We start from the raw sequence: 17,024 nt of genomic DNA, 5'->3' as shown, positions 1-17,024 counted from the left end.
CGGTTTTAACGCCGTTAACTGCCGTCACAGCCCTGCCAGTGAAGTATGGCGAACAGACAAAATATTATCGTCTTTCTATTTCATCAACAACATGCAAAAAGTGGCATTATTAACCAGATAGATAATTTTATTTTAAATATCAATAGATTAGCGCCAGCCTACTTAACCTATCTGCTGATGCAACACCAGACATATAAAATTTTACAGAAAAATAACACGTTATTTGGAAAAAAACATCTAAAATAGAAAAAAGAGCGCTCTTTTGTCGACTTCCTGCCATTTTGGGCTCCCCCCTCTGATGGCATTTCTTTACTTGTTCGCTTTACTATTTTACTTTTTTGTATTTTACAGTTTTATCATCGAATTATATTTAGGCCACATTGAGATTATTTTCAATTAAATTAATATATAAAAAATAATAAGTATTGCATTTTATAATTCATTCAAATAAATAATCCTATATTCCATATAAAAAATAGATAGCACTGTATTTATTCCAATCAAACACGAATATCCCGAATAAATATAATTTAAAAAATCGATTTTACCTGCCAAAGAAATGCCCCTATTATAAATAAGTTGAGAAAACAAATCCCCTCTTCACTCTTCTTTAGATAATAATTTAAATAATACGGAAATTAACACATGGAAAAGAAAGCATTAGCTCGTCACTTAGTGACTATATTACTAAGCGGTTTGTCTTATAATGCAGCAGCCAACACTTCATTTTCAAAGCCCGCACCAACATTAAGTGATATCAATGCCTATAACATCAAAAATAACACTATAAACATTATTGATATTAATGAAAGAATCAATAATATTGATAGCCAAATAAACCAGATGGATTCAAAATTTAATAACTTAAAGAAAAATAATAACAACAGACTTAAATCAGAAACTGCGAATATACGAAATGAGTTAGCAAAATTACGAGACACCATAGATGATTCTATATTTGATTATTACAATATTAACGCTGATAAAATACAAAGCAACACGGTTTTAATTAATGACCAAGTTACATCAATAAACAAAGACCGAGAAAAAAAACATCATGTATTTGACTCAAAATTAAAAGAGGTCGAATTATATGTGCAAGGCGCATTAATTGGTGTAAATGCAGCCGACCAAGTCACTGAACAATTGAATACCAATATTCAGAATCTTGATAAAAAAGTCATTGGAAATACGTCATCAATCAAGACTCTAAAAAGTGATGCAGCAAAAACACAAAAAGTGAACGAAGTTAAATTCACAAAGTTAGAAAATAAATTTGACCATGGGGTCAGCCAGCTTGAGAGCAAAATAGATAAGCGTGCCCAAGAAGCCAATGCGGGTATTGCATCCGTTGCTGCAATGAGCAATATCCCTTACGCAACAAATACCCGCTTTAGTGCTGGGGTTGGCGTGGGGAATTACAAAAATGGCTCAGCAATTGCTGCTGGCGCTCAATATCAATTAAAAGAAAATATCAACTTACGCAGTTATGTTTCTTGGAACAATTCAGATGCTGCCGTTATCGGAGCGGGTGTGGCCTTCGGTTGGTAACTCTCTAACGCCTATTTTTCATATAACCTTATAAATTATTTATATAACATTAACCTATAGTACCAATGATATATTGGTACTATTTTTAATCGCCCTAATTGGCCTATATCTAAATTAACTCGCTCTGAGTTAAAATTAATTTTGCTGATAAGTCACAATCGCGATTGGTGTTGAGTTAATAGTAACCCAAAGGTTAGACATACCAATACGCGTGTTCGATGACTCACTCACTTTATTACAGCTGGTTTCAGACTGGCATTGGGTGAGAACTTCACTGGCAATTTGCGAGTTAAAGCCCAGTTTTGTCAAATAGCCCATTTCGTTTTCTAGCTTTTGTTGAAAGTTAGCAAAATCGGGTTTGGGTGAAGCATAATCTTCGACTCCAACCAGTGTGGTTGCGACTTGAATGAGTGCACCGCCATCAAAAGTGAGTTGGTTTTCATAGCTCCAATCATTAAACGGCTTTTGTTGCCCAAAAGTGCAAACCGTTTTACTACCGCTGACTTGGCAATCCCCCGCCTTAATAAAGCTGATGCTATCCATACTTTGACCCCAGTTTAAGCCAAATGGCGCAGTCGATGCATCATCACACCCGACTAACAACAGCGCAGCAGCCCCAGCTATCATCCATTTCATACTCTCACCTCACTCGCCAATTTACTTTATGCTACAGGGGGACGTGGTTAAATTAAAGTAAAAAAACCATCAACCAGTAACTCACTCACAAAATGATTTTTAAATTTCAAGTGATTTGCTTAACACGAAATTCACATATAATTAATCATTATCAATAAGATAAAGTTAAAACATATAAATCAGCGTATAGTCATTGCCAGATTTCCGCTGGCTCTATACAATGCTCTGCTTTATACAGCCCCAGTGTCACGACAATGACAGATAACCACCATATTATTAATCAGTTACCCCTCTAGTAATACCTAAAACCCCTAGATGGCCCTTGAATAATAACATAGCTGAATCGTTACAACTCCGCTCTATGATGAATTGATTTTGTAGCTGTTCGATTTTGTCACTGATGGTTTTTGTCACTGATAAGTGAACTGCAGATAATCATTCATTAGCGGCATTATTAATAAATAACCATAACGTAAAGTATATATTGTGAAATTACTATTTTGTCTTTCTTTAACAACCGCCATTCTCTCTGGAATATGGGCTTGGGTTGCTGATAGCTTAGGCTTAATCGGCTGGGCCGGCTTTTTAGGCTGTACCGCGTATTTTGCTTACCCTAAAGATGGGCTTAAAGGCTTAGGTATTACCGCATTAACTGTCAGTAGCGGCGTATTCTGGGGGTTAGTGATCCTTCATAGCGGTGGCTACCTGCAACAATTACCTCACTTTGTAGGGTACTTTGTTACCGGTATAGTTGCCTTTTTGATGTGCATACAAGCGAAAAAACAGTGGCTTTCTTATATACCCGGTACGTTTGTCGGTACCTGTACTATTTTTGCTGCTGAAGGTGCTTGGTTGGTAACCATTCAATCATTGCTTATCGGGGTGTTATTTGGTTTTGCAATGAAGAGGAGTGGACTTTGGTTATTTGAAAAATTCTCATCAAATAAAGGCTAAAAAAAACCGCCAATATGGCGGTTTAAATAAATCAATGAAACCAAGGGAATTTCAAACGAATTCGATATTACATTAAATTTCTTCAACAGCAAGATATAACATTTTGATTTAACTAATAATTAACCAGATAGGGACCTTAAGTACCTTTACTTATATTTACAAATATAATAATGATAATATTGTTAATAAAATGATAATCCTCTGAGATTAAGCTTCATTTTACATTAACCAAGCTTATATAACTGGTCAAATATCGACCTTATCAACATTCATTAATACAATTGCAAAGTGTAATTCGGATTTTTCTGCATCCTTCTGTTATCAAAAATAGACAAACCCTATTTTTTAAAAAAATTAATGTGATTCACTTTTAATAACTGAATCACTGGATTATAAAACTGGAAATTGAGATAAAATAGGATGATAGCCTGGTAAAATTTGCATTATCAAATCATAAAATTACGTGAAGTTAAAATTGCATTCTGATCCATCTGCTATACTTGAACAATAAATATCTTATGGCCTGTAATTGAACATAACGAAAGGAAGAAGATATGATTAAAAAAATTTGTTTTTTAGCCTGTTCATTAGCGGTTGTATTCTCTTTAAGTGCGTGTAATACCACTAAAGGGGTTGGTGAAGACATAGAAGCGGGTGGCGAAGCCATACAAAAAGCAGCTGAATGACCCTTAATAGTCAACATCCTTAAACATGAACACCTCTCTAGTAAAAATTACATGTATATCAAACGGTGACAGTTTCACTGTTTGATATATAGATATCCATTATAAGTGATATTAATTTAATACTTATTGAAAAGTGCACACAACAAAACGAAAAAACCCCGCACTTGGCGAGGTTTTGAATGCTTAGCTTTTAATTTATCGTTATTTAACGATAACGTTAGCTGCTGCAGGGCCTTTCGCACCATTTTCAATGGTGAATGTAACTTGTTGGCCTTCTGCTAAAGTTTTGAAGCTTTCGCTTTGGATTGCAGAGAAATGAACAAATACATCTTTGCTACCATCTGCAGGTGTAATGAAGCCAAAACCTTTATCATCGTTAAACCATTTAACTGAACCAGTCATTGTATTAGACATAGAATTTCCTTTAATATTTTAAAATTGCCATAAGGCATGTTGCGGTTCGTTCTTGTGGTACTTATGGGAATTAATTAGAAGGAATTCGCAATGAAGAGGTATCTGAGATAACGCTTAATGGTGAACATCTTAAAACTGACTAACATAAATAGGCCTGTACATCCAAACCAGTGAGCACATTAAGCCACACTTATAATTAAATGGCAAATTTTATTTTAACGTCAGTTCACTAAACAAATAACTTGCTGTTTATCTGAACCTTTTAAAGTTTGAAAATTGCACACTTTCAGGTTTAGTACCTATCAAAAACACCATAGTCCGGTCTTTCACCTCTCATTACGGCTCGCTGTTGTTCATGAACCGCTTCTCTATCGGCTTTTATTTGTTCCGATGAGCGGATATCTTTATGCGGTTTAGGCCATGTTGATTTATTAGGTTCAAAAGAAGGTGTGAATGTACAGCCTGTAATTAAGAAAAGAGAAAATAGTGCGGTAATTAGTTTCATAATGATTGCTTGTGTTTTTGTTCGCATAAAATAATAGGTATAAATACCTACCAATCATACCAGCACTTTCCAGCTTTCTAAATTATTATTTCGATATTTCGTTGGTAAAATGAGTGCTAATGACCCATAACAATATATAAAGTAGGATTTAAGATAACAAAAAAGCCGCATCACGCAGCTTGCAAATTTTGTAATCCATTATAGTTATGATTGACTATTTTTCTCAGTTGGATCAAACGGAATTCCGCCAGCAAATACAAATGATAACCCAACAATCACGAATGAAACCATAACAAAACACTTATCAATAATTTGTTTCATACTGTTCTTCCTATACTTTAGTACCTAATTACAATATGCGAACCAATTATTATTGGCAATAAAAATGCCCCACCACTTCCCCAAAAGAGTAATAGTAAGGCAATCAATTTATCATATTCAAACTGATAGCTAAATCACACTGGCATAGACATAATTTCTTGATACGCTGCCACCAGCTTATTACGCACCTGAATTCCCATTTGCAGACTTAAACTCGCTTTTTGCATATCAACCATCACGTCATTCAAGGAAATATCTTGCTTTCCTAACGTAAAGTTTTCAACTTGCTTCGCTGAATCATTACGCGTTTTATTAATTTGATTTACCGAAGCAACCAGGTGATCCGCAAATCCAACAGGCTCAATTGCTGGTTTAATTGGGTTAGTGGCTTGGGTTGCCACGACATTTAATTGTGAAATAACCCCTTCAATCGCTTGAACTGTCATTCGATTCTCTTCTCATTAATTACTGTGAATTTTTCACTAACCTATATTGGCCAGTTTACCCTATCACACCCTTTTTAACTTGAAGCCGATAAATAACACCAATTTTATAGGCTGATTCCGTCATTAGAACCCTCAAAAACAAGAAATAATAGCAAAGTGAAAAAGTGACGTTACGAAGAGGGAAATAACATTGTTTCACCAAAAGTATTTTCATCCGTCTAGTAGTCTGCCAAGCAGGGAATATTTATGAGTGCCGCATCTAAAGACACGGGGGAGGCCAAAAAGGGTTTTGCCTCTATAGTTGAAAGGATTAAAGCTGATCCTAAAATACCGTTAATGATTGCGGCGGCTGCGGCTGTTTCAATTATTGTCGCCCTTCTCCTCTGGTTACGCAGCCCTGACTACCGTGTGCTTCTTAGCAATTTAAGTGCTAAAGATGGTGGCGATATTGTTGGCCAGTTAACTCAGATGAATGTGCCTTATCAAATTGCTGATAATGGTAGCGCTATTTTAGTTCCTGCAGATAAAGTGCATGAATTACGTTTAAAACTCGCTCAATCAGGTTTACCCAAAGGCGGCAATACCGGTTTTGAATTATTAGATAAAGAACAATTTGGTATCAGCCAATTTAGTGAGCAAATCAACTACCAACGCGCATTAGAGGGTGAACTCTCTCGAACTATTGAATCACTAAGCCCAGTACAAAGTGCTCGGGTGCATTTAGCCATTCCTAAACCGACCTTATTTGTGCGAGAGCAAAAGCTACCAACCGCTTCGGTGACGGTCGGTTTATTACCGGGAAGAATGCTTGATGAGGGACAAATCAGCGCCATTGTCCATATGGTATCGAGTAGCGTAACAGGCCTAACCGCCAGTAATGTCATTATTGTTGACCAAGCGGGTCGCTTACTCACCAATAACGATAATAGCCAGCAATCGGCAAACAGCGCACAAATTAAAATGACCAAAGAGATGGAATCCCATCTCAAACAGCGCATCGAAGATATTCTGTCTCCGTTAGTCGGTCGTGCCAATATTCATGCCCAAGTCACCGCACAAATGGATTTCTCGAAAGTTGAGCAAACTTCAGAGGAATATAAGCCCAACCAAACACCAGACAGCGCCGCTATTCGTTCCCGCCAAAACAGCCAAAGTATGCAAAATAACAATGGCGGAACAGGTGGAGTGCCCGGTGCGCTTTCCAATCAACCCGTTAGTGCGCCAAATGCACCAATTGAAACCAATAAAGACAATAAAGATGGCGCTCAAACGGCAAATAATCGTAATAGCGTTTCGAACTCACAAAGCGATGAAACCACAAATTACGAAGTCGATCGCAAAATTAGTCATACCCAACGGCAAATTGGTGTCGTCGATAGGCTCTCGGTCGCAGTTATTGTCAATTACCATTCCCAAGATGGTGAAAATGGTCCAGAAATGAAGCCATTGCCGCCAGAGATGCTGCAACAAATTGAAGCATTAACACGCGAAGCAATGGGCTTTTCCACTGCACGTGGGGATTCTCTCAACATTACGAATTCATTGTTTACCAATGAAACCCCAGTTGAAGAAATGCCTTCGTTACTTGAAAGCCCACAATTTATTGCTCAGCTTTTGGATTACGGAAAAATACTGCTCATTGCCATTATTGCTTGGTTTATGTGGCGTTTCGGTATCAAACCACAATGGGTTAAATATCGTAAAACACAGCAAGCACAAGCTGAAGCCGAAGTTTTCGTTGCAAATCAACTGAAAACTCCGCTAGTGGTTGATGAAGTCATTGATGAAGATATGGATGAACAGACGCGTCGCCGCCTCACTCGTCAACGTGTTAGTGCTGAAATTCAGAGCCAGCGTATACGTGAAATGGCAGAAAAAGACCCACAAATCGTGGCAATGGTCATCCGTCAGTGGTTAGGAAAATCCCAATGAGTTTAAGTGGAACAGAAAAAAGCGCCGTAATGTTAATGACACTCGGTGAAGATCAGGCCGCAGAAGTATTTAAACACCTGAATCCAAAAGAAGTTCAGCAATTGAGTATGGCGGTATCAAACATGCGCCAAATCTCGAATAACGAACTGGCGGAAGTGTTAACGGAATTCGAAGAGTCCGCTATCCAGTTTGCTGCATTGAATATCAACACCAACGATTATCTGCGTTCTGTGTTGGTGAAAGCGCTCGGTGAAGAACGCGCCGCAAGCTTGCTGGAAGATATCTTTGAAAAACAAGAAACCACGTCAGGTATCGAAAGCCTCAACTATATGGAACCCCAAACCGTTGCCGATATTATCCGTGATGAACATCCACAAATTATCGCCACCATTTTGGTTCACTTAAAACGCAACCTTGCAGCGGATGTCCTCGAATTATTCGAAGAGCGCCAACGCAACGATATTATGTTACGTATCGCCACCTTTGGGGGGGTTCAACCTGCTGCATTAGCGGAATTAACCGAGGTATTGAACAACTTACTGGATGGCCAAAACCTCAAACGCAGCAAAATGGGTGGCGTGAGAACTGCGGCAGAAATCATCAACTTGATGAAAAGCCAGCAAGAAGAAAGCGTTATCGATGCAATGCGTGATTACGATGGTGAACTGGCTCAACGCATTATTGACGAAATGTTCCTATTCGAAAACCTTATCGAGGTGGACAACCGCAGCATTCAACGTATTTTGCAGGATGTTTCGACAGACTCACTGGTTATTGCCCTGAAAGGCAGCAACCAAGCTCTGCGCGACCACTTCCTCAACAATATGGCCGCTCGTGCTGCAGAAATCGTGCGCGACGATTTGGAATCGCGCTCTCCTGTGCGTATGTCCCAAGTGGAAAACGAACAAAAAGCTATTTTGCTTATCGTTCGCCGTTTAGTCGAAAAAGGCGAAATCGCTATAGGTGGTGGAGACGATGTCTATGTCTAAGTCAACAATTCCAAATGACCAATGGCAGCCTTGGCAACTGCGTGAGCTTAATCAATGGGACCTCAACTCAGGTATCCCTGTACTAAGCGATGTCCCTGAGCCTGATGCGCCAAAAGTCCCGTGCCTTGAGCCGAAAGAAGTGTTAGAGCAAATTAACTTGCTCGATAACATTAAAGAAGATGCTCAGCGCACTGGTTTCCAACAAGGGCATGAAAAAGGCCAGCAAGAAGGTTACCAAGCAGGCTTTGAGCAAGGCTTGCGAGCTGGAGAAGAACAAGGGCGTGAGCAAGCGCTCGCTATGCAACAACCCGTGATTGAAACATGGCAAAAATTGCTGTCTGAATTTAATTATTCACTTGATACCTTTGATACGGTGGTGACCACAAAGCTGCTGCAGATAGCTTTAACCGCAGCGAAGCAAGTCTTAGGGCAATCTACCGTTTGTGATGGCACCGCTTTGCTGGAAGAAATCAGCCATTTACTGCAGCAAAAACCAATTTTTGCAGGGCAGCCTGAACTGCACGTCAACCCAAATCATTTTGAATTGATTGAACAGCATCTCGGTTCCCTGCTCAACTTAAATGGTTGGCGCTTAGTGGCAGATCCTAAATTGCATCTCGGTGGTTGCCGAGTCGTCGCAGAAGACGGTGAAATCGATATGACTGTGGCGACACGCTGGCAAGAGTTGTGCCGTTTATATGCACCGGAGAGCTTTTCATGACTGCACGATTGGGACGCTGGATTGCCTCGTTGGACGATTTAGAGTCACGGATGAAAGGGATCCCGATGGTGCGCCGTTATGGCCGCCTCACAAAAATCACCGGCTTAGTGATGGAAGCCGAAGGCATTAAAATGCCTTTAGGGGCAACTTGCTTTATTGAGCGCTCAATTAATGGCGGCTCAGACGAGGTGGTCTGTGAAGTCGTCGGTTTTAACGGCCCAAGAATGCTACTGATGCCATTAGCTGACCTCGAAGGGATCGCTCCTGGTGCGCGTGTTTATGCGCAATCAACCGGAGATGACGGGCAAACCAGCCGCTTACTACCCATTGGTAATGAATTATTAGGCAGAGTGCTTGATGCCCAAGGCAACCCATTAGACGGGAAAGGCCCATTAGAGGTAAAAACACGCGCCCCTTTAATTACCCCCCCCATAAACCCATTGGAACGAACGCCTATTAGCAGTGTATTGGATGTCGGTGTTCGGGCAATCAATGCGTTATTGACGGTTGGCCGAGGCCAACGTATGGGTCTATTCGCTGGCTCTGGTGTAGGTAAAAGTGTATTACTCGGCATGATGGCGCGCTTTACGCAAGCCGATATTATCGTCGTTGGGTTGATCGGTGAACGTGGTCGTGAAGTTAAAGATTTCATTGAAAATATTTTAGGACCTGATGGCTTAAAACGTGCTGTTGTCGTTGCGGCACCCGCCGATGTGTCCCCTCTATTACGCATGCAAGGCGCCTCTTATGCCACGCGTATCGCAGAGTATTTTCGCGATAAAGGCTTAAGTGTGTTGCTGATTATGGACTCACTCACCCGCTACAGCATGGCGCAACGTGAAATTGCGTTAGCCGTAGGCGAGCCCCCTGCAACCAAAGGCTATCCACCTTCTGTTTTTGCCAAATTACCTGCTTTAGTTGAGCGTGCGGGGAATGGGAAAAATGGTGGGTCAATTACAGCCTTCTATACCGTTTTAACTGAGGGAGATGACCAACAAGACCCGATCGCCGACTCAGCTCGGGCGATTTTGGATGGGCATATTGTCCTTTCACGTTCCTTGGCAGAGTCAGGGCACTACCCTGCGATTGATATCGAGGCATCCATCAGCCGAGCAATGACTGAACTCATTCCTAAAGAGCATTACCGAAAAATACAACGTTTCAAACAGTTAACCTCCAGTTACCAACGTAACCGAGACTTAATTAACGTAGGCGCATATGCCATGGGCAGTGACCCTATGTTAGATACGGCAATTCAGTATTATCCGCGGATGTCGACGTTTTTGCAGCAGGATATTGATGAACGATGTGACTATCAAACCGCATGTGATCAGCTCACTCAAGTGGTTCCCAACGAATAACGAGGGGATAAATGGCCAAAAATAATGCCTTAACAACATTACTCACCTTAGCCGTCGAAGCCTCAGAAGAAGCGGCTAAGGTGTTAGCCCAAGTGCGCCAAACCCATACACAAATGGCGCAGCAACTGAATATGTTGGAAAACTACCAATCCGAGTATCGTCAAAAGCTCAACCAAACTTTACATACGGGTATGGAATCGGATAAGTGGCAGAATTATCAACAATTTTTGGTCACATTGGAGCTGACCATCGAACAACAGCAACAGCAGCTAAATTTATGGGAACAACGCGTTAGTGAAGCTAATCGTCATTGGCAAGAAAAACAACAGCGTGTCAATGCGTTCGACACATTAATTCAACGTGCTGAACATACTGAATACCAACGTCAAAACCGCTTAGAACAAAAACAAATGGACGAGTTTGCTCAGCGAGCGACTTTACGGAGACCTCAATAAATGGATATCAATGCCCTGAATGTGCCAACTGCGTCATCAACTAAAAACAGTAATACCCAACAAAATGAATCGCGCGCTGATGAAAATCAAGCCCCTGCGCTTCCCTTCCAAGCCATGCTTGATAACCAGCAACCGATTGAAAAACAACATGTCGCCAATCAACCAGTCAATGAAGAAGCGCTTAACAAAGACATTGTTGACAACAAACTGGCAATAGCGAGTAAAGAAACGGTTGAACAAACCCAAGTTGGGCAAAAAAATGCTGAAAACACAATTGAACAACTGAATTTTAGCCGTAGCCTGCGTGCCGATAGCGTGCAAACTGCACTTAATACTGAGTTATTGACAGGCAAAGATGCCAACGAGCAAGCGTGGCTAAATAACTTAAAACAGTCATTAACTGGCCAAGTGCAAACGGTGGCGAATACGGCAATCAAAACTGAATCCCATCCAGTTTTAGGCGCGTTTACTCAAAAAATGCAGCATTTAACGGATAATACCAATGGCATCATTAATGACGATGATGGCAAACACCTTGAAGGTTCACAGCTACAGTTAGCAGGCGAAGAAGACAGCCCGGAACTTTGGGTATTTATTAAGAATGAAAAAGAAGAGCGTCGTGACCAATCTCATTTTCCCCTTGATAACCAACGCGAAATACGTGGCAAAAATTTAACTGCGGATTTTATGCCATTGAATAAAAAAGTGAGTGATAAAGAGCCCATATTGAACCTACAAAACGTATCAAGCGATGCCCTAAACCAGACCGCAAAAGGTGCATTTACGCTACAAACTGAAACGGGCGCGTTTACCACCGCATCTTCACAGCACACAACAACGATGCCAGTTAGTATGATGCCAACGGCAACGACCACACAGGCCGCTGCAATGAATGCGCCCACGGCAACACCAACTATGCATTTAGCCAGTCAATTAGGCAGCGAAGCGTGGCAGCAGCAATTAAGCCAACATATGCTGTTTTTCTCTCGCCAAGGGGTATCTCAGGCACAAATTCGTTTGCATCCAGAAGAATTAGGCTCACTCAATGTGCATTTACGTATCGAAGATAACCAAGCCGTGATGCATTTTGTCTCCCCGCACAGTCATGTGCGAGCCGTTATGGAATCCATGATGCCAGTTTTGCGTAGCGCACTACAAGAAAGCGGCATCCACCTTGCTCAGGGCTCTGTCGGTCAAGATAATTTGAACCATCAGTCAGATAATCCGCAACAAGGTACCCACCAACCAGATGGACAAATTCAAGCAACACATCCATCCATGGGAGCTGTTGGTATTAGCGAAGCAAATGCAACTGTTTCACCAATAACTACAGCATTACGACAAGGTGGCATTAATACTTTTGCATAAAAAACAAACAAATTGCGGTAATTTCCTAGCTAAAGCGCCGAGTTACCGCCTTTTTGTTTCGTTTTTCACTCCTTTAACTCTTGGCAACCAAGCCATAATGCTAGAGATCATAACGTAAAAACCCATCTGGGTTTAGCACCCAAGAAACAGGAATTCAGCTAAATGTCGTCGAGCAAAAAATCAAACAGTTCCAACAAAGGGTTGATTATTCTATTTGCCCTTCTAGCCCTTGCTGGCGCAGGGTTTGGGGGTTATACCTGGTGGACGACACAACAAGGTGCACAAACGGATAGTGAGGAAGAAAAGCGTCCGAATATGCCACAACCTATTTTTATGGAATTAGAGCCATTTACCGTCAATTTAACTGGTGCTGCTGATGCGCCTGATCGCGTGCTCTATATCCATGTGACTTTACGACTCGCGAATGAAAAATCGCGTAAACAGCTTCATGAATATCTCCCTGAAGTCCGTAGCCGGTTGTTACTGCTGCTTTCGGAGCAAAAAGCAAAAAATATCGAGACACATGAAGGTAAGTTGCAGTTAATGAAAGATATTAAGCAAACCCTCACCCCTACCCTGATCCCGGGGGATACCGATCAGGATATTTCTGATGTGTTATTCACTACTTTTATTCTGCGGTAATATTCATGAGCGATAATATTTTATCTCAGGCCGAAATTGATGCGCTGCTTAATGACGATGCGCCATCAAGCAGTACGCCTGTACCAGAGACGCAAGGGAAAGATAATGTTCGCCCTTACGACCCGAATACTCAACGCCGAGTTATTCGGGAACGAATGCAGTCTCTCGAAATCATTAATGAACGTTTTGCTCGCCAATTCCGTATGGGTTTGTTCAATATGTTACGTCGCAGCCCAGATATTACGGTGGGTGGGATTAAAATCGAACCTTATCACGAATTTGCACGTAATTTACCTGTCCCGACTAACTTGAACTTAATTCATATGCCGCCATTACGGGGCACAGCATTGTTTACCTTTGAGCCTGCGTTAGTTTATATCGCTGTCGACAACCTGTTTGGTGGAGATGGCCGTTTTCCGGTGCGCCAAGAAGGTAAAGAATTCACCAATACTGAGCAACGCATTATCAATCGCATGTTGAAACTGGCCTTAGGGGCTTATCGCGATGCATGGAAACCGATTGCCGATATTGAAGTGGAATATGTGCGTTCTGAAATCCAAGTCAAATTCACCAATATCACGACGTCCCCAAATGACATCGTGGTCACCACACCGTTTTTAGTAGAGATAGGCAATACCGTTGGTGAATTCAGTATTTGTATTCCGATCGCCATGATTGAGCCATTGCGTGAGCGCTTAATTAACCCACCAATGGAACAAGGTCACCAAGAAAACGAAACTTGGGTAACCAACCTTGTTACCCAAGTGAAACGCTCTGAACTTGAATTGGTCGCCAACTTTGTTGACATTCCAATGCGAATTTCTCGTTTACTGCAACTGCAAAAAGGGGATGTGCTCCCAATTGAGAAGCCTGACCGTCTCATCGTTAATGTTGATGGTGTTCCCGTATTAACCAGTCAATACGGAACTCAAAATGGCCAGTATGCATTGCGTGTAGAACATTTGATTAACCCTGTATTAAACACTCTAGATGAGGAAAGTACCAATGAGTGAGGCGAAGAATTCTCCTGATGCATCAACCAATCACGACAGTGAAGACCTATGGGCTGAAGCGCTGGAACAGCAAAAAAAAGCGGAATCCGCCTCAGCTGGTGCACAGGCTTTTGATAACTTTGATGGACAAAACCCAATAAACCAATTGTCCGATATCGATATGATCATGGACATCCCAGTGCGCCTTTCAGTGGAGCTGGGTCGCACTAAAATGACCATAAAAAAATTACTGAGCTTATCCCAAGGTTCTGTGGTGTCTCTGGATGGCTTAGCGGGTGAACCATTGGATATTTTAATCAATGGCTATTTAATCGCACAAGGTGAAGTGGTCGTGGTTTCAGATAATTACGGTATTCGTATTACTGACATCATTACGCCTTCCGAACGTATGCGCCGTTTAAGTCGTTAAATAACAACATGAGTCGCTAATAATGGCAATATCCAATCAAGCTGAGCAGGCACCAACATCTGTGCCTTTTTTATCAACAACCATTTCCCCCAGTGAACCTAATGCACCGGCTATTGACCACAATAATAGCTTAACGCAGATATCGGGCACTTTGGGGGGGATCATTTTATTGATATTAGCCGGTGCTTGGTTGGTGAAAAAATTAGGATTTTCGCCAAAGAAAATGGGTAAAGCGCAAATCATAAACGTCAAAAGTAGCTGCTCATTAGGTAATAAAGAGCGAGTTGTGGTTGTCGAGGTGAACAATGCGTGTTTGGTATTAGGTGTCACCGCACACAATATCAGCCTCTTACACCAGTACTCACCAGAACCTGAGAACACAACGGTATTGCCAGTTGAACCGCTCACATTTCAGTCTTTATTAAAGAAAAAACAAGAGGCTGCAAGATTCTCAGCTTCAGTGACACCTATGCATAAGTAATCGGAAACGCTCATGTTATCTTTTAAATCTCTATTTACGATTACTGCCCTCTTGTTTTTATTGCCAAATTCCGCCTCTGCGGCGCTGCCAGCGATCATCAGCCATTCCCTTGCTGATGGAGGGCAAACTTGGTCTTTACCTGTTCAAACACTGTTATTTTTAACTTTATTAGGCTTTATTCCCGCCTTATTGTTAATGATGACCAGTTTTACCCGCATCATTATTGTTTTAGGTTTATTGCGTAACGCACTCGGAACGCCCTCCGCACCGCCCAATCAAGTCTTGCTAGGCTTGGCGCTATTTTTAACCTTTTTTGTGATGTCCCCCGTTGCTGACCAAGTTTACCGCGAAGCCTACCAACCGTTTAGCGAAGACAAAATTAGCCTCGAAACGGCTTTAGAGAAAGGAACCGCACCATTAAGAACCTTCATGTTAGGACAAACACGGGAATCTGACTTAGCCCTGTTTGCAAGAATAGCGAAAGTGGGTGAGATTCAAGAAGCGAAAGATGTTCCTTTACGTATTTTAGTGCCAGCTTTTATTACCAGCGAACTCAAAACCGCATTCCAAATTGGCTTTACCATTTTTATTCCATTTTTAATCATCGACTTAGTGGTGGCTAGTGTCTTAATGGCATTAGGGATGATGATGGTTCCCCCTGCAACAGTTTCATTGCCATTCAAATTAATGCTGTTTGTATTAGTCGATGGCTGGCAATTATTGCTTGGCTCATTATCGCAAAGCTTTTTTAATTAGGTTTATTTTACTTGGAGTAGTCATGACACCTGAATCAGTGATGGCGATGGGAACAGAGGCGATGAAAATCGCACTGATGCTAGCGGCTCCTTTATTATTAGCCGCTTTAGCCGCGGGTTTAATTATCAGCTTACTGCAAGCCGCCACGCAAGTGAATGAAATGACATTGTCTTTTATTCCTAAAATTTTGTCGGTCATTTCTGTGATCATTATTGCAGGGCCCTGGATGCTGAATTTGCTCATCGACTATATGCGCTCGTTGTTGAGCAACTTACCGTTTATTATTGGCTAACAATGCTAACCATTACCAGTGAAACGCTCACATTGTGGCTAAGCCAAGGTTTCTACCCTTTCATACGCCTTTTGGCGCTGCTTGGTACAGCGCCCTTTTTTAATGAAAAACAGGCAATTACCAAAGTTCGCGTCGCATTAGCCTTTTTTGTCGTCTTGATTGTTTCCCCCCAACTTCCTGTTGTGAATATTCCCTTATTTTCTGCCATGGGGTTATGGGTTATTGTGCAGCAAATGGTGATTGGTATTGCGATGGGCTTAACAATGCAAATGGCGTTTGCTGCTGTGCGCCATGCGGGGGAGGTGATTGGTTTACAAATGGGGTTATCCTTCGCCACCTTTTTTGACCCGACAGGTGGGCCCAACATGCCGATTTTAGGCCGCATATTTAACGTCATCACTATTTTATTATTTCTCGCTTTCGATGGGCACTTGTGGCTTATTTATATTGTAGTCAATTCATTTGAGCTTATCCCAATTCAAACTGCCCCATTAAATCGTGATGGTTTTTGGGTATTTGTTCAATTCGCTAATACTATATTTATTAATGGGTTAATGTTAGCACTGCCGTTCATTACACTATTTCTCATTCTTAACCTTGCCCTAGGTATTCTAAACCGCATGACACCGCAATTGTCGGTGTTTGTAGTGGGTTTCCCCCTCACCTTAACCATTGGTATCAGTATGTTAGGGGTGATTATTTCGATCCTTCCCCGCTATACCGAACGACTTATCCACCAAGCTTTCGAACAGTTATCGTTGATGTTTAATTTGTTTGTTTGAGAATAGATAATTAATCAATTAATGATTAATTTATTATCAAAGTAATTTTTCGAATTTGATAATTAAAGTAGCCCAAGAAAAACTGATTTAATTTCCTATTTGTAGTCTATATTAAAAGCAACTAGTATAGTTGTAAATATCACCTATTATTTGATACATTTCTAAACTATCTAATGACAGTCTCAGTAAATACCCAATACTAAACCTAACTAAAATTTAGGTATAAAATTAATTTATTTTCGCAAGTAAATTTATATGCCAGTGTCGCTCTGAACATGTCACAATAGCCATTCTCTCACATCATTGACTT

The 17,024-nt window shown here is 41.1% G+C and carries 20 protein-coding genes; 16 read left to right on the top strand and 4 right to left on the bottom strand.

All coding sequences use genetic code 11. The features are described from left to right. The first annotated feature begins 645 nt into the window (after positions 1-645). The gene (locus tag M1E86_RS07435) at positions 646-1,551 is read left to right on the top strand and encodes a YadA C-terminal domain-containing protein (RefSeq protein ID WP_426099326.1); all 906 of its coding nucleotides are present in this window, start codon (positions 646-648) and stop codon (positions 1,549-1,551) included. A gap of 135 nt (positions 1,552-1,686) precedes the next feature. On the opposite strand, the gene M1E86_RS07430 is transcribed toward M1E86_RS07435, so the two are convergent. Further along, positions 1,687-2,187 (bottom strand): hypothetical protein, encoded by a 501-nt coding sequence (locus M1E86_RS07430; protein WP_213913337.1) that lies wholly within the window; start codon positions 2,185-2,187, stop codon positions 1,687-1,689. Positions 2,188-2,673: 486 nt separating this feature from the next. Between M1E86_RS07430 and M1E86_RS07425 the strand changes: the two genes are divergently transcribed. Then, a complete protein-coding gene (locus M1E86_RS07425; RefSeq protein ID WP_213913338.1) occupies positions 2,674-3,141 on the top strand; it encodes a DUF1097 domain-containing protein in 468 nt (155 codons plus the stop codon). 554 nt (positions 3,142-3,695) lie between these two features. After that, entirely contained in the window at positions 3,696-3,827 is a 132-nt protein-coding gene (locus M1E86_RS07420; RefSeq protein WP_125890826.1) for an entericidin A/B family lipoprotein, read from the top strand. A gap of 201 nt (positions 3,828-4,028) precedes the next feature. Here M1E86_RS07420 and cspE read toward each other — a convergent pair whose 3' ends face one another. From cspE to fliE, 3 genes are all read right to left on the bottom strand, one after another. Then, positions 4,029-4,241, bottom strand: coding sequence for a transcription antiterminator/RNA stability regulator CspE (cspE, locus tag M1E86_RS07415; RefSeq protein WP_102139626.1), 213 nt, complete (start codon positions 4,239-4,241; stop codon positions 4,029-4,031). A gap of 292 nt (positions 4,242-4,533) precedes the next feature. Then, entirely contained in the window at positions 4,534-4,746 is a 213-nt protein-coding gene (locus tag M1E86_RS07410; RefSeq protein WP_125890825.1) for an AAA family ATPase, read from the bottom strand. A 455-nt stretch (positions 4,747-5,201) separates the two neighbouring features. Continuing rightward, a complete protein-coding gene (fliE, locus tag M1E86_RS07405) occupies positions 5,202-5,513 on the bottom strand; it encodes a flagellar hook-basal body complex protein FliE (protein ID WP_102139625.1) in 312 nt (103 codons plus the stop codon). A gap of 246 nt (positions 5,514-5,759) precedes the next feature. Here fliE and fliF point away from each other — a divergent pair, with 246 nt between their 5' ends. The 13 genes from fliF to fliR all read left to right on the top strand — a co-directional run bounded on the left by fliF (position 5,760) and on the right by fliR (position 16,714). After that, complete coding sequence (gene fliF, locus M1E86_RS07400; RefSeq protein ID WP_213914068.1) at positions 5,760-7,445, top strand: flagellar basal-body MS-ring/collar protein FliF; 1,686 nt, start codon at positions 5,760-5,762, stop codon at positions 7,443-7,445. Continuing rightward, positions 7,442-8,434 (top strand): flagellar motor switch protein FliG, encoded by a 993-nt coding sequence (fliG, locus tag M1E86_RS07395; RefSeq protein WP_004255600.1) that lies wholly within the window; start codon positions 7,442-7,444, stop codon positions 8,432-8,434. The genes fliF and fliG overlap by 4 nt, the downstream gene beginning before the upstream one ends. Beyond that, positions 8,427-9,155 (top strand): flagellar assembly protein FliH, encoded by a 729-nt coding sequence (gene fliH / locus M1E86_RS07390; protein ID WP_213914069.1) that lies wholly within the window; start codon positions 8,427-8,429, stop codon positions 9,153-9,155. The genes fliG and fliH overlap by 8 nt, the downstream gene beginning before the upstream one ends. Next, positions 9,152-10,516 (top strand): flagellar protein export ATPase FliI, encoded by a 1,365-nt coding sequence (gene fliI / locus M1E86_RS07385; RefSeq protein WP_213914070.1) that lies wholly within the window; start codon positions 9,152-9,154, stop codon positions 10,514-10,516. Before fliH ends, fliI begins: the two co-directional genes overlap by 4 nt. A gap of 11 nt (positions 10,517-10,527) precedes the next feature. Further along, positions 10,528-10,971: a flagellar export protein FliJ gene (fliJ, locus tag M1E86_RS07380; protein ID WP_102139621.1), complete on the top strand. Its 444-nt coding sequence runs from the start codon at positions 10,528-10,530 to the stop codon at positions 10,969-10,971. Next, the gene (locus M1E86_RS07375) at positions 10,972-12,339 is read left to right on the top strand and encodes a flagellar hook-length control protein FliK (RefSeq protein ID WP_213914071.1); all 1,368 of its coding nucleotides are present in this window, start codon (positions 10,972-10,974) and stop codon (positions 12,337-12,339) included. It begins immediately after the preceding gene. Positions 12,340-12,501: 162 nt separating this feature from the next. Beyond that, complete coding sequence (fliL, locus tag M1E86_RS07370; RefSeq protein ID WP_125890820.1) at positions 12,502-12,981, top strand: flagellar basal body-associated protein FliL; 480 nt, start codon at positions 12,502-12,504, stop codon at positions 12,979-12,981. Between the two features lie 5 nt (positions 12,982-12,986). Beyond that, positions 12,987-13,994: a flagellar motor switch protein FliM gene (fliM, locus tag M1E86_RS07365; RefSeq protein WP_195698506.1), complete on the top strand. Its 1,008-nt coding sequence runs from the start codon at positions 12,987-12,989 to the stop codon at positions 13,992-13,994. Further along, complete coding sequence (gene fliN, locus M1E86_RS07360) at positions 13,987-14,403, top strand: flagellar motor switch protein FliN (protein WP_213914072.1); 417 nt, start codon at positions 13,987-13,989, stop codon at positions 14,401-14,403. Before fliM ends, fliN begins: the two co-directional genes overlap by 8 nt. Before the next feature lie 22 nt (positions 14,404-14,425). Continuing rightward, positions 14,426-14,884, top strand: a complete 459-nt coding sequence (gene fliO / locus M1E86_RS07355) for a flagellar biosynthetic protein FliO (RefSeq protein WP_213914073.1) — start codon at positions 14,426-14,428, stop codon at positions 14,882-14,884. Positions 14,885-14,896: 12 nt separating this feature from the next. Further along, complete coding sequence (gene fliP / locus M1E86_RS07350) at positions 14,897-15,640, top strand: flagellar type III secretion system pore protein FliP (protein WP_213914074.1); 744 nt, start codon at positions 14,897-14,899, stop codon at positions 15,638-15,640. Between the two features lie 22 nt (positions 15,641-15,662). Next, positions 15,663-15,932: a flagellar biosynthesis protein FliQ gene (gene fliQ, locus M1E86_RS07345; RefSeq protein ID WP_125890817.1), complete on the top strand. Its 270-nt coding sequence runs from the start codon at positions 15,663-15,665 to the stop codon at positions 15,930-15,932. A gap of 2 nt (positions 15,933-15,934) precedes the next feature. Continuing rightward, on the top strand, positions 15,935-16,714 hold the full coding sequence (fliR, locus tag M1E86_RS07340) for a flagellar biosynthetic protein FliR (protein WP_125890816.1): 780 nt from the start codon (positions 15,935-15,937) through the stop codon (positions 16,712-16,714). The last annotated feature ends 310 nt before the right edge of the window (positions 16,715-17,024 follow it).

The organism is Providencia sp. PROV200, assembly GCF_049901995.1.
Taxonomy (GTDB): Bacteria; Pseudomonadota; Gammaproteobacteria; order Enterobacterales; family Enterobacteriaceae; genus Providencia; species Providencia rettgeri_E.
Note: the sequence above shows the minus strand (reverse complement) of the source record. Positions and strands in the feature narration are given on the sequence as shown.

Bases quoted from the DNA above. Each gene is read 5' to 3' on its own strand.
- M1E86_RS07435 (WP_426099326.1), top strand. From the start codon at position 646: ATGGAAAAGAAAGCATTAGCTCGTCACTTAGTGACTATATTACTAAGC.
- M1E86_RS07430 (WP_213913337.1), bottom strand. From the start codon at position 2,187: ATGAAATGGATGATAGCTGGGGCTGCTGCGCTGTTGTTAGTCGGGTGT.
- M1E86_RS07420 (WP_125890826.1), top strand. From the start codon at position 3,696: ATGATTAAAAAAATTTGTTTTTTAGCCTGTTCATTAGCGGTTGTATTC.
- cspE (WP_102139626.1), bottom strand. From the start codon at position 4,241: ATGTCTAATACAATGACTGGTTCAGTTAAATGGTTTAACGATGATAAA.
- M1E86_RS07410 (WP_125890825.1), bottom strand. From the start codon at position 4,746: ATGAAACTAATTACCGCACTATTTTCTCTTTTCTTAATTACAGGCTGT.
- fliE (WP_102139625.1), bottom strand. From the start codon at position 5,513: ATGACAGTTCAAGCGATTGAAGGGGTTATTTCACAATTAAATGTCGTG.
- fliF (WP_213914068.1), top strand. From the start codon at position 5,760: ATGAGTGCCGCATCTAAAGACACGGGGGAGGCCAAAAAGGGTTTTGCC.
- fliG (WP_004255600.1), top strand. From the start codon at position 7,442: ATGAGTTTAAGTGGAACAGAAAAAAGCGCCGTAATGTTAATGACACTC.
- fliH (WP_213914069.1), top strand. From the start codon at position 8,427: ATGTCTAAGTCAACAATTCCAAATGACCAATGGCAGCCTTGGCAACTG.
- fliI (WP_213914070.1), top strand. From the start codon at position 9,152: ATGACTGCACGATTGGGACGCTGGATTGCCTCGTTGGACGATTTAGAG.
- fliJ (WP_102139621.1), top strand. From the start codon at position 10,528: ATGGCCAAAAATAATGCCTTAACAACATTACTCACCTTAGCCGTCGAA.
- M1E86_RS07375 (WP_213914071.1), top strand. From the start codon at position 10,972: ATGGATATCAATGCCCTGAATGTGCCAACTGCGTCATCAACTAAAAAC.
- fliL (WP_125890820.1), top strand. From the start codon at position 12,502: ATGTCGTCGAGCAAAAAATCAAACAGTTCCAACAAAGGGTTGATTATT.
- fliM (WP_195698506.1), top strand. From the start codon at position 12,987: ATGAGCGATAATATTTTATCTCAGGCCGAAATTGATGCGCTGCTTAAT.
- fliN (WP_213914072.1), top strand. From the start codon at position 13,987: ATGAGTGAGGCGAAGAATTCTCCTGATGCATCAACCAATCACGACAGT.
- fliO (WP_213914073.1), top strand. From the start codon at position 14,426: ATGGCAATATCCAATCAAGCTGAGCAGGCACCAACATCTGTGCCTTTT.
- fliP (WP_213914074.1), top strand. From the start codon at position 14,897: ATGTTATCTTTTAAATCTCTATTTACGATTACTGCCCTCTTGTTTTTA.
- fliQ (WP_125890817.1), top strand. From the start codon at position 15,663: ATGACACCTGAATCAGTGATGGCGATGGGAACAGAGGCGATGAAAATC.
- fliR (WP_125890816.1), top strand. From the start codon at position 15,935: ATGCTAACCATTACCAGTGAAACGCTCACATTGTGGCTAAGCCAAGGT.